At 68.4% G+C, this 11,183-nt stretch carries 11 protein-coding genes; 7 read left to right on the forward strand and 4 right to left on the reverse strand.

The genetic code is table 11. The features are described from left to right. The first annotated feature begins 129 nt into the window (after positions 1–129). Positions 130–675: a hypothetical protein gene (locus D7V88_RS33095; RefSeq protein ID WP_147448956.1), complete on the forward strand. Its 546-nt coding sequence runs from the start codon at positions 130–132 to the stop codon at positions 673–675. A gap of 13 nt (positions 676–688) precedes the next feature. On the opposite strand, the gene D7V88_RS33100 is transcribed toward D7V88_RS33095, so the two are convergent. The 3 genes from D7V88_RS33100 to D7V88_RS33110 form a co-directional block, all read right to left on the reverse strand. Then, positions 689–1,396 (reverse strand): proline and serine-rich protein 1 family protein, encoded by a 708-nt coding sequence (locus D7V88_RS33100; RefSeq protein WP_158625210.1) that lies wholly within the window; start codon positions 1,394–1,396, stop codon positions 689–691. Between the two features lie 113 nt (positions 1,397–1,509). Then, positions 1,510–2,118, reverse strand: coding sequence for a 2,3-bisphosphoglycerate-dependent phosphoglycerate mutase (locus D7V88_RS33105; RefSeq protein WP_120544613.1), 609 nt, complete (start codon positions 2,116–2,118; stop codon positions 1,510–1,512). A 94-nt stretch (positions 2,119–2,212) separates the two neighbouring features. Further along, positions 2,213–3,448, reverse strand: a complete 1,236-nt coding sequence (locus D7V88_RS33110) for an MFS transporter (protein WP_120544614.1) — start codon at positions 3,446–3,448, stop codon at positions 2,213–2,215. Between the two features lie 95 nt (positions 3,449–3,543). On the opposite strand from D7V88_RS33110, the gene D7V88_RS33115 reads away from it, so the two are divergent. The 4 genes from D7V88_RS33115 to D7V88_RS33130 all read left to right on the forward strand — a co-directional run bounded on the left by D7V88_RS33115 (position 3,544) and on the right by D7V88_RS33130 (position 8,202). Beyond that, positions 3,544–4,464, forward strand: coding sequence for an RluA family pseudouridine synthase (locus tag D7V88_RS33115; RefSeq protein WP_120544615.1), 921 nt, complete (start codon positions 3,544–3,546; stop codon positions 4,462–4,464). 71 nt (positions 4,465–4,535) lie between these two features. After that, the gene (locus tag D7V88_RS33120; protein WP_120544616.1) at positions 4,536–6,065 is read left to right on the forward strand and encodes a hypothetical protein; all 1,530 of its coding nucleotides are present in this window, start codon (positions 4,536–4,538) and stop codon (positions 6,063–6,065) included. 187 nt (positions 6,066–6,252) lie between these two features. Then, positions 6,253–7,467, forward strand: coding sequence for a DUF4374 domain-containing protein (locus D7V88_RS33125; RefSeq protein WP_147448957.1), 1,215 nt, complete (start codon positions 6,253–6,255; stop codon positions 7,465–7,467). 114 nt (positions 7,468–7,581) lie between these two features. Beyond that, complete coding sequence (locus tag D7V88_RS33130) at positions 7,582–8,202, forward strand: MXAN_6652 family MXYO-CTERM-anchored protein (protein ID WP_120544618.1); 621 nt, start codon at positions 7,582–7,584, stop codon at positions 8,200–8,202. A gap of 72 nt (positions 8,203–8,274) precedes the next feature. On the opposite strand, the gene D7V88_RS33135 is transcribed toward D7V88_RS33130, so the two are convergent. Then, positions 8,275–8,964, reverse strand: coding sequence for a nitroreductase (locus D7V88_RS33135; RefSeq protein ID WP_208726613.1), 690 nt, complete (start codon positions 8,962–8,964; stop codon positions 8,275–8,277). Positions 8,965–9,270: 306 nt separating this feature from the next. Here D7V88_RS33135 and D7V88_RS33140 point away from each other — a divergent pair, with 306 nt between their 5' ends. Further along, positions 9,271–10,140, forward strand: a complete 870-nt coding sequence (locus tag D7V88_RS33140) for a hypothetical protein (protein WP_147448958.1) — start codon at positions 9,271–9,273, stop codon at positions 10,138–10,140. A gap of 32 nt (positions 10,141–10,172) precedes the next feature. Further along, complete coding sequence (locus D7V88_RS33145; protein WP_120544621.1) at positions 10,173–11,036, forward strand: hypothetical protein; 864 nt, start codon at positions 10,173–10,175, stop codon at positions 11,034–11,036. The last annotated feature ends 147 nt before the right edge of the window (positions 11,037–11,183 follow it).

Raw genomic sequence — 11,183 nt, forward strand, 5'->3', positions numbered from 1 at the left:
CATGGGGGGACTCCAGGGAAGGGGGATTGCGGGGACCCTACCGGATTTCCCCCCACGACCAGGCAGCCGGACGGGCGCACGTCCTCCGGTCGCTAGGGACGCGGCGCGCGCATGAACATTTCCTGCCCCATGGCATGTCATCCCAGGTTCTCGCGTCGGGGACGTACAGCGCTCACGGGCGCGGGCCTCGCCAGCGTGTTGCTACTGGCCCCTGGAGCGCTCGCGCTGCCCCCAAAGGGAGCGCCGCTGCCGGCCTTCTCCGCGAACGACCTGACGGACGGCGCTCACGCGAGCGACGAGCTGAAGGGGCGCCCCTCGCTGGTGGTCATCATCACCGACAAGGACGCGGGCGAAGCGATGCGCGGGTGGTTCAGCGCTGCGGATGCGCACGTGCCGGACACGGTGCACCGCCAGTCGCTCATCACCCTCAAGCTGCCGTTCATCGTCAGCGAGGGCGCGGCGCGGGGCAAGGCGAAGAAGCAGGTGCCACAGGACTTCTGGAAGGACACCTGGCTGGACAAGAACGGCGGCATGGCGAAGTCGCTGGGACTTGCCTCCAGCCGCACGCCCTATGTCCTGGCGCTGGATGCGGAAGGTCGCGTGGTGGCCAGCGTCCACGCGACCGTGGACTCACCGGAAGCGCGGACCATCTGGTCCGCGCTCTCCCGGCGATGAGCCTCCGGGCCTGCTAACGCCCGTCCAGGATCTCCTGCAGCTTCTGCTTGTCCGCGGAGAAGGGGAACGCCTGGAACAGCTCGTAGCTGTTGTTCGAGTCCAGCAGCGCGGGCCGCATCACCCGGACCACCTCCAGCTTGTCGTTGGAGAAGGAGAACTGGTTGATGACGGTCATCACGTGCGACACGAGGAAGTGCTCACGCGGGACGACCATCGACAGCACGCGCATCTTGTCGCGAGGGAAGGACTCCCGGGCCATCGCCTGGGTGAGGCTGCGGAACTGCGCGTCCGTGATGGGCCGCACCACCGGCAGCGGGACCGGCTGCGGCATCGGCTGCGGCTGCGGGTAGTTGCCCGGCGGCGGCAGGCCCGTGCCGTACGGCGCGGCGTCGTCGACGTACTCGCTCAGCTTGTCCAGCTCCTCCATGGCGGCGCGGATGCTGTTGCGGCCCTGGTTGTCACGCGTGCGGGACATCGCGTCGCGCAGCGCGTTCTCCAGCTTGTCGATGCGGCGCTCCATCACCTCGCGGTCGATGACGGCCAGGTTGCGCACGGGCGGCGGAGGCGGAACCGGCTGCGGCGGGCGCGGCGTGGAGTGGCCCGGCGGAGGCGGGCGCCGCATTTCGGCGGCGGCATTGGCGGCCCCCTCCGTGCGCGGCGCGGTCTGGGCCAGCGAGGCGACGGAGGAGAGCAGCACGACAGCGAGGGTCAGGGCCTTCATGGTGTGCATCCTTGGGGGTGTTCGTCCTACGCCCCATCTGACGGGACGGAGGGCGCGGCATTCAACCCCCTTCGGAACATCCGCTGGAAGGCCCTGGCCTTCGCCGCGAGGCGTCAGGGGGTGGCGGCGCGCTTGGAGACGACCTGGCCCTCGGGGGTGACGTCGTAGACGACGGGCACGCCCGTCGCCAGCTCCAGCGCCACGACTTCCTCGCCGGTCAGCTTGTCCAGGCGCATCACCAGCGAGCGGTTGGAGTTGCCGTGGGCCACGACGAGCACGTTCTTGCCCTGGCGCAGGTCACCCGCGATGGCGCGGTCGTAGAAGGGCAGCACGCGCTTCGCGGTCATCTCCAGGGACTCGCCGTTGGGGGGCGGCACGTCGAAGGAGCGGCGCCAGATGTGGACCTGCTTCTCACCGAACTCCTTGGCCGCGTCCGCCTTGTTGAGGCCCTGCAGGTCGCCGTAGTGGCGCTCGTTGAGGGCCGCGTCGCGGATGACGGGCGGGCGCTGGCCCAGCGTCTCCAGGAGGATGGCGAGCGTCTCCTGCGCGCGGCTCAGGGCGGAGGTGTAGGCGACGTCGAACTTCAGGCCCTTGAGTGCATCAGCGGCCTTGCGGGCTTCGCCGCGGCCCTGTTCGGTGAGGGGCACGTCCACGAAGCCGGTGAAGCGGTTCTCGTGGTTCCAGAGGGACTGACCATGACGGACGAGGGCGAGGATGGGCATGGCCCCTCTGCTAGCCCAACCAGGGGGAGCGGGAAAAGGGGCAAGGTCCGTCCCCCTGTCTGGCCCGTCGGTTCCCGGCCACGCTGGGACGCGCTCAGGTGCCCAGCGCCGCCAGGCCCCGGGGCCGCAGGGCGCGCGTGAGCGCCACGATGCCGAAGAAGAGCAGGGCGGCTCCCGCGGTGATGGGCCGCACGCCCAGCCGGTCGGACAGCATCCCCAGGCCCCACACGCCCACCATGTAGCCCAGGTTCACCAGCAGCAGGAACAGGCTGCTCACCCGCGCCTGGAGCTCTGGCGGCGTTCTCGCCTGACACACCGTCTTCAAGCCCGTGAAGGCCAGCAGGTACACCCCGCCCAGGAAGAACATCGCGACCAGGGCCGCCGGCAGCGTGGGGGACAGCCAGAAGAGCGCGGAACACAGCCCCACGAGCAGCACGGACGCCTCCAGCATCCCCCGCCGTCCCATCCTCGCCACGAGCGCCCCCGTTCCAAAGGCCGCGAGGACCGCGCCCGTGCCCTGCGCCGTCAGCAGCAGCGACGTGGTGGCGGCGTCTCCACCCATCACCTTGAGGGCGAACACCGGCACCAGCCCCACAAACGGGGAGATGAGCAGGCCCACGAAGAACGACGTTCCCAGTGCCAGCGCGATGCCCGGGTCCTCCCAGGCCAGCTTCATGCCCCGGAGGATGCCGGCCCACAGCGCCTCCCGCTTCGGCAACACCGTCTGTACCGCGCCGCTCATCCGGGAGAGCACCAGCAGCACCGCCAGGAACGACAGCGTGTTGAGGAACAGCGCCCCGGCGATGCCTGCCTTCGTCAACACGAGCGCCGCGACCACCGGCCCGATGATGCGGCCCAGGTTGAACTGCGCCGAGTCCAGGCTGAGCGCGTTGTGCAGGTCCTCCGACGGGACGACGGCCACCGTGAGCGCGGTGGCGCACGGAATCACGAGCGTGTTGAGGGCGCCGTTGAGCAGCGAGATGGCCGCCACCCACGGCACCGTGAGGTTCCCCGTCGCGGCCAGCACCGTGAGCAGCGCCGCGAGCAGCCCCTGCAGGCACACGCACACCGCCATGAAGGATCTCCGGTCGAAGCGGTCAGCGAGCGCTCCACCCAGCGGCGCGAGCAGGAGCGAGGGCAGGTGCGCGAGCGCGGCGACCCCGCCCGTCCACCCGGCCTTGCCCGTCACCTCCGTCACGTAGACGCCCAGCGCGACGGTCTCCATCCACGTGCCGATGTTCGACACGAGCATGCCCGTCCACAGCCAGGCGAAGTCACGGTGCGACAGGGCCCGCAGGGAGGACGCGCGCGAAAGCAGGGAAGAGGCCACGGAGGGCCCGGTTCTACAGCGCTCTTTCGCCGCGTGCTCGGTGGGCGCACGCCTACACGTTGACTCCCTGCCTGCCTTGGGGGACGGGGGGAGTCATGACGCGGCACAAGGTCCTGGTGGTCCCCCGTGAGGTCGCAGGCGAGCGGTTGGATCGCTTCCTCACCAAGCATGTCCCCGGCCTCACCCCAGAGCGGGCCCGCGCGCTGCTGGACTCGGGGCGGGTGCGCATCCGGGGCAAGAAGGCACAAGCCACGCGCAAGCTGTGGGGCGGGGAAGAGCTGGAACTGGAGACGCCGGAGCCCCGCGCCTCCCCGGCCGCTTCGCTGGAGGGGCCCGAGCTGCCGGTGCTGCACGACGACGCGGCGTTGATCATCGTCGCCAAGCCGCCGGGGCTGGTGGTGGAGCCGGAGGGCCGCGCACCTTCCGTGGTGGGGCTGCTCGCGGCGAGATGCCCTCCGTTCGACGTGGAGGGCGTGGCCCAGCCGGGCGTGGTGCACCGGTTGGACCGGGAGACGAGCGGCTGTCTGGCGCTGGCCCGGACGGATGACGCCGTGGCCGCGCTCCTGAAGGCGTTCCAGGACAAGCGCGTGGACAAGCGCTACCAGACGCTGGTGCTGGGACAGCCTCCGGACACCGGCCGGCTGGAGGGCCCGTATGCGCGCGACCCGAAGGACCCGCGCCGCTTCACCACCCGCGTGCCCTCCGCGCGCCGGGCGGCCCTCACCTTCACCGTGCGCGAGCGGTTCCGGGACGGGGCCCTGCTGGACATCGACCTGGACACGGGCCGCACGCATCAGATCCGCGTGCAGCTCTCCGAAGCGGGCTTCCCCGTGCTGGGGGATGCCGTCTACGGCACGCAAGCCGCGCGAACGCACCCGGCCGCGCTCGCGGTGGGACGGCAGGCCCTGCACGCGTGGCGCCTGGAGGTGCCCACCTCCGCGACCGGAAGGCTCATCCAGGTGGAGTCCCCGCTGCCCGACGACTTCCTGCGCGGGCTGGCCCTACTGCGCGGGTAGACGCTCCGCTGGGTCCCGGTGCGGACGCACTCGCGGTGGTAGCCTGCCTCCTTCCAGCACGGGAGGATGGCGTGAAGCAGACCCTCATCCAGCACGGGGCGATGTCCGGGGACATGTTCCAGATCGCCGTCGCGCTCATGCTCGACCTCGAACTGCGATTGATCCTGGTGGGCTGTGGCGGCACCGGACAGGACAAGAGCGACAGCCTCTACCGCTTCTACGTCCAGGACAGCGGCATCTCCGCGACCCGCATCCACCGGATCACGGTCGCGTCCGAATCGCAGATGGAGGCCCGGACGAAGGAGATCCTCAAGAACATGCACGAGGACATCTTCCACCAGGAGACGACCAGCGTGGGGCAGGCCACCAACGTCGTCGCCGCGTCCTTTCGCGCCGAGGATGCCACGCCCCTCATCCGCCAGACCTGGCTGCGCAATGCACAGTTGGAGGAAGGCACCTTCGCGCGAATGGTCCGCGACTGGAAGGTCCCGCTGCTCGCGCCGCTCGTCGTCCTGTGGTCCCGGCAGAGCGGCGCCCTGGGCGGACTGCATCCCGAGCACGACACCAGCTACCGGGGACTCGAACTGCTGGTCGAGCGTTTCACCGGGGAAGGCTATTGCTGCCTCATCGTCGGCGATGATCCGAACGGGAAGATCGCGGGACCGCTCGGCACGGAGCGCTACCGCAAGGCCTGCCGGCTGGGCGAGTTCTGGACGCGCGCGGGCCTGGTCGGCAAGCCGCGCGTCTACCAGTTCGCGTTCTTCGAAATGCTGCGGCAGATCGTCCCGACCCTCACCCACGTGGGCATGCGCAGCGGCAACCTCGAAGCCTATGCCTACATGGGCCACCGGGTGCTGTTCCTGGAGGAGCGCGGCCGCACGGATTCGGTCCGCATGGACAAGCTCATCCACGCTGACATCCGGCTGCGCTACGCGTCCGTGAAGCTGGAGCACCTGCCCACGCGGACGGGCCGCTTCCTGATGGAGGAGTCCCTGCGGGGCTCCGTCATCGGCGCGGCGAAGGGGATGCGCAACCAGCACAAGAGTGCCGCGAAGCAGAACAACGCGGGGGCGAAGCTGCGGGAGCAACTCGGCAAAGAGGGGCTCGCCCGACTCGCCGCGCTCGAAGACCTGGAGAAGGCCAAGCTGACCGCCTTCCAGATGGACCTGAAGCGCTTCCAGATGATGAAGACGGCCGCGCCCACGGTCAAAGACTCCGTGGAGAAGCAACCCAAGGGCTTCCTGAAGCCGGACCTGGATGCCATCTTCAACACCGTCAGTGCGTTTCCGAAGCGCCAGCACCTGCGCGGCGAAGCCCAGGCGGTACCCCTCAACATCCCCTCCTTGCGCAACATCTCGTTCGCGGATCGGGACCGCATCGGCCTGGCGCGACTGGCGGCGCTGCAGACGGGTGCCCGGGTGGCCATCCTGGAACCCGAGGATGGAGACCGCGTCATCGGCTACGGCACCATCACCTCGGAGGATGGGGTGCTCATGACGGTGACGTTCAATGAAATCATCGACGCCTCCGCCTTCTTCTTCCAGCGGGGCGTGGAGTCCATGAACTTCGACAAGGGCAGTCGCTACATCCGCCCCCGCTAGACGCACTGGGAAGCCGCTGCGCCTCACGCTTCGTCTGGCATTGGCGGCCGGCCCGCGTCCCGGGGAAACTAAGAAATTTCTCAGTATCCGTGCGGATACGGTGAACTCTTGACTTCATGTGTTATTGGCTTTAGAGGTCCTGAAAATGAGAATGAGTATCGTTTTCATAAAAAGAAAGGCCCTTGCGATGAAGTCTTCTATTGCCATCCCTTCCTTGCGAATCCGCACCGCGCTGCTCTCCCTGGCCCTGTTCACGGGCTGTGGTGACTCGGAGGAGCCGGGCACCGACGACAACGGGTCGTTGTATGCCATCACCACGCAGTTGCTCGTCGCGGACCCGGTGGAGAGCTACGTCGTCGTGACGAAACAGGCGGAGCAGACGGCTTCGCTGTCGTTGGACAACGCCATCAAGGTGTCCGGCCGGGCGCTGGGCGTGGGCATCCCCAAGTCCGGTTCGCTCTACGTGGTGAGCGACGAGAGCCCGGTGGTGACGCGCTACCGGCTCAACAGCGCCGGGAGCCTGGATGAGGCCGGCACGGTGAGCTTCCTGCCCCAGGGCGTGACGTCGCTCGGGGAGTACCAGGCCAACTTCCAGTTCGTCTCCGAGACGAAGGCGTACTTCTTCGACGGGGCGACCGCGCAGGTCGTCATCTGGAACCCCACGGCGATGACCGTGACGGGCACCATCCCGATGCCGACGCTGGTGATTCCCGACACCGTCCTGGCCTTCTCGGGCGCGGTCGTCCACGTGGGCTCGCAGATCATCATGCCCGTGGGCTGGCGCCCGGTGTCGGGCGTGGGCATCACGAAGAAGGCGGGCGTGGTCTCCATCGACACGGCGACGGACACGGCCACCATCGCGACGGACGACCGGTGCGGCTACACGCACGACGCCGCGCTGGGCCTGGATGGCAAGGTGTACATCGCGACGGAGGCGTATGGCGCGGCGGTGTACCGCGTGGTCGCGGACTCGCCGGAGCCGTGCCTGCTCAAGTTCGATCCCCAGACGCGTGCCTTTGACACGACCTTCTACCGCTCGCTTGGAGACCTGGTGGGCGGTGGCACCGCGGGCGCGCTCATCCCGGGAGCTCCGGGAACGGCGTACGTGCGCGTGCTGGATGAGACCCTCGCCCCGGTCGCCGAAGGCACCCACCCCCGCACGATGGCGAGCGGGACGGGCTGGCAGTGGTGGGAGCTGAAGTTGGACACGCTGACCGCGACGCGCAAGGCGGACTTCCCGTCCACCTCCGGCAGTGTCTTCCTCTTCGAGACGGAGAACCAGACGCTCTACACCGAGTTCGGCGCGGGCGCCGCGTCCACGACGTTCCGCGTGCTGGGTGAGAACGGCAAGCCCACGCTGACCACGCAGGGGCTGTCCTTCTCCCTCGTCCAACTGCAATAGCACCGTCATTCACCGAAGCACTCCGGGCCCCCGGGCCCGATGGGCGAAAGCCTGTCGGGTTGGGGGCTCGGCGCGTAAGTCCCCACCTGGTTTCACCTCCCCCCTGGAGATTCGATGCGTCATCTGTTCCGTATCGCGGGCGTGTTCGCTGTTTCGTCGCTGTGGTCCACTTCGGCCTTCGCCACCAGCACGGGAATCACCGGGCAGTCCGGCAAGGACGGCGTGATGTGCAGCACGTGTCACAAGGGTGGGGAGGTTCCCACCGTCGTGTTGGAGGGCCCCACGACGCTGGAGCCGGGCGCCACCGGCCAGTACACCTTCATCATCCGGGGTGGAGCGGCGAAGACGGGTGGGGCGGACATCGCGGTGGACAGCGCGGACGCGAAGCTCCAGGCCGGCACCGGGATGAAGCCGCTGGGGGCGGAGTTGGTCCATTCCGCGCCGCAGGCCTTCACGGGAACCGAGCTGCGCTTCAACTTCTCGCTCGTCGCGCCTTCGACGGATGTCACGCTCAAGCTCTTCGGTGCGGGCAACTCCTCCAACGCGGACCAGAAGAGTGACGGGGACCGCGCGGCGGCCACGACGCTGAGCGTGACGGTGGGCAAGGGCTCGCCTGTCGTCGTGGATCCCATCGCGGAAGAGGACGAAGGCGGAGGCTGCTCCGCCGCGGGCAGCGCGCCCGTGTGGGGCCTGGCGCTGGCGGGGCTGGCCCTGCTGCGCCGCCGTCGGAGCTGAGGTTTCCTTCGGTGTGAACGGTGCCGGCGTCGCTATCCTGACGACCGGCGCCGTGTTCGCGCTGGCGGAGGTTCAACCCGACACGGGCTCCACCGCCGTGTCGAAGATGGACACGTTGCCTTCCACGGGCTGCTTCGGAACCTTGAGCTGGTTGGCTGGAAAGTCGGGATCCGCGTAGCCCAGGGAGAGCCCGCAGAGGATGACGAGCTCGTCGGGCAGGGCCAGTTCGCGGCGGATGACTTCGGGATACGTCGTCAACGCGGCCTGGACACAGGTGCCAATCCCGCGCGCCGTCAGTCCCAGGACCAGCGTCTGGAGATACATCCCCACGCCCACCGCGTCCACGAGCCCCAGGTCCCGGTGCATGCACAGGATGCCGGCCGTCGGCGCGCCGAAGAATTCGTAGTTGCGCTGGGACGCCCGCGCCCTTCCGGCGTCATCGTCCCGGGCCACTCCCATCGCTCCGTAGACGAGCGTCCCCAGCTCCCGGCGGTGCGCACGGAAGGAGGCTGGCAGCGGCGCCAGCTCCCTCGGATTCGAACGCACCTCTTCCCGCAGGGCCTCCCGCAGGCGCTCGATGCGTTCGCCTTCCACGAGAAACAGCCGCCAGGGTTGGATGTTTGAATTGGAGGGTGCGAGCTGCGCGAGTGACAGCGCCTCCGTGAGCAGCCCGCGAGGAACCGGGGTGGGCAGGAAACGGCGGATGGAACACCGGCTTCGGACGAGTTCTTCGAAGTCGAACAGGGGGGCCTCCTCAAACACAGTGCAGGAGCCTGTCACGATAGAAGCCGTGCCTCCCGGGCAACAAGAGCAACACATCCTGTGGTCCCGCCAGCAACAGGCGCCCGACGCGAGGGTGTGCGCGCCAGGGTGTTTCAACCCCTTGCTTCCGAGTGCGGAGTGACTGCCACCGCCTCCAGTCGATTGCGTCCTTCCGAGCCGGAAACACGTTGGTACGGCTCGTGAAGTGAGCGGGACCACCCACGGGTCGCGGCGGTACTTGCGCGGCGTGGGAGGGGACGCCCCGGGGGATGGGGCTTCCGACACTTCTGGAATGGAGGCAGGACCATGCAAAGCCGCAAATGGCGAGTCATCTCCCACGCAGGCGCCGCCGTCATGACCCTGGGCCTGATGTCGGGCTCCGTGGCCATTGGAGCCGATGCCCAGCCCGGTTCGGAGCAGGGCTCGGACATCCCGCCCAGCCGCGTCATCGCGGGCCGCAAGCTGCACCAGCCGCCGGCGTTGAGCGGAGCGGGGGAGGATGCGCGCAAGAGCGTGAAGGAGTTCGTCACCTGGGCGGGGCAATCCGTGGTGCTGGAGCAGAACGACGCGCGCAAGGTGCTGCGCGCCGCCGCCGGGAACCCGGACGTCATCCAGGCGTTCACCCAGGAGATCCTGGAGGCGCACAAGTCCGGTGACTCCAGCCGCGCGCTGGTCGCGCTGGGCCTGCTCGGCGAGATGCGCACCTATGACGGCGCGAAGTTCCTCGCGGAGTTCGTGCGCATGCCGCTGCCCACGAAGGGCACCGTCATCGAAGGGGAGCTCCAGGAAGAGGCCCAGCAGGCGCGCCTGCAGGCCAAGGCCGTGGCCGGCATCGCGTACCTGCGCGATGAGGAGTTCGACCGGGAGGTGCTGTACCAAGTGGGCGCGCACCCCTCCGTCATCGTCCGCGCGGAGGCCATCAGCGCCTTCCTGTGGAATCGGGGCGACACGCTGGAGGCTCGCAAGACGGTGGAGCCGTTCGTCCGCCGCGAGGAGTTACTGCTCCTGGAGCGCGTCCGGCGCGTCAGCGGCGAGAACGCGGAGACGTTCAACCGCAAGCTCAATGCCTACCTGAAGGCCCACCCGGAAGTGCAGGCGCCCAAGCCCGAGCCGAAGGAGCCCCGTCCGCCCGAGGAGAAGCCCTACACCTTCGACGTCACCCCTCCGAAGTTCTGACCTGACCTCACGACCGAGGAGCGAGAACGCCCATGAATTTCAAGCAAGGCATTGCCCTGATGTCGTCCCTTCTTGCCTTTGGCCTGGGAGCCGAGGCCGGCGCCGTCTGTGTCCAGACGGGCGCGAGCCAGGCGGACCGGGACCTCTGGAACACCCACGGCTGCTGGCAGGACTTCTACCTGTGGCAGTACCGGGCCTATGGCCTGAGGGGCGGGGACTGGAGCAACCGCGGCTGGAGTGACGCCTGCAACGTGTCGCTCGAATTCCCCAAGCACTGGAACGCGTCCTACCTGCTGACGTACGGCATGGAGGACAACTACGCCCAGTCGTTCCACGGCACCGCGGACTACCGGGGCACGGCGGAGGCGCCCAACAGCAACTTCCACGACAGCCTCTACCACAGCGTCAGCGACCGCACGGATATCTTGGGCTCCTTCTCCCCCCGGTTCTGGCCGTGGGACACGGACAAGGTGGAGACCGCGTGCCCGGTCTACAACCCGAACGCCATCAGCTCCGACCCGGCCTCCCGCGCGGGTGACTACATGCACGAGGGCTGGCACGCAAACTTCGACAAGTACAACATCAACAATGGCAATACCGGCGGTCACCGGCCCGGGCCCCAGGGCTCCTGCACCGTCAACGGCTGCGACTACTTCTACTTCCATGGCATCAGCAAGTATGCCTTTGGCGCCATGTGGGAGAACAACGGGACGGCCAGCCGTTTTCACTCGCCCAACCAGGTGCAGGTGGAGTTCCTCTGCGACGTGGCGGATCAGTCGCAGTGGTGGATTCCGTTGAGCGTGCGGCAGACGGCCGCGGCGAATGCCAACAGCCGCGCCGTGTCGCGCTTCATCAATGGCCCGGGGTATAGCTGCGGCAGCCCCCGTCCCTGGTAGTCAGATGAACCGCTGGCGCATTCGGAGCGCGAAGCCATGACGTCGTTTCGGATGCGCTTGTCCCCGGCCCTGTGCCTGCTCGCGCTGGTCTGCTGTTCCAGTCCCCAGCAGGGCGGGGCGGGGGAGCAGGGCACGTGGGAGTCCTTG

The organism is Corallococcus terminator, from assembly GCF_003611635.1.
Taxonomy (GTDB): domain Bacteria; phylum Myxococcota; class Myxococcia; order Myxococcales; family Myxococcaceae; genus Corallococcus; species Corallococcus terminator.

Excerpts from the sequence above, each read along its gene's own strand:
- D7V88_RS33095 (WP_147448956.1), top strand. The coding sequence starts at position 130 with ATGGCATGTCATCCCAGGTTCTCGCGTCGGGGACGTACAGCGCTCACG.
- D7V88_RS33100 (WP_158625210.1), bottom strand. The coding sequence starts at position 1,396 with ATGAAGGCCCTGACCCTCGCTGTCGTGCTGCTCTCCTCCGTCGCCTCG.
- D7V88_RS33105 (WP_120544613.1), bottom strand. The coding sequence starts at position 2,118 with ATGCCCATCCTCGCCCTCGTCCGTCATGGTCAGTCCCTCTGGAACCAC.
- D7V88_RS33115 (WP_120544615.1), top strand. The coding sequence starts at position 3,544 with ATGACGCGGCACAAGGTCCTGGTGGTCCCCCGTGAGGTCGCAGGCGAG.
- D7V88_RS33125 (WP_147448957.1), top strand. The coding sequence starts at position 6,253 with ATGAAGTCTTCTATTGCCATCCCTTCCTTGCGAATCCGCACCGCGCTG.
- D7V88_RS33130 (WP_120544618.1), top strand. The coding sequence starts at position 7,582 with ATGCGTCATCTGTTCCGTATCGCGGGCGTGTTCGCTGTTTCGTCGCTG.
- D7V88_RS33140 (WP_147448958.1), top strand. The coding sequence starts at position 9,271 with ATGCAAAGCCGCAAATGGCGAGTCATCTCCCACGCAGGCGCCGCCGTC.
- D7V88_RS33145 (WP_120544621.1), top strand. The coding sequence starts at position 10,173 with ATGAATTTCAAGCAAGGCATTGCCCTGATGTCGTCCCTTCTTGCCTTT.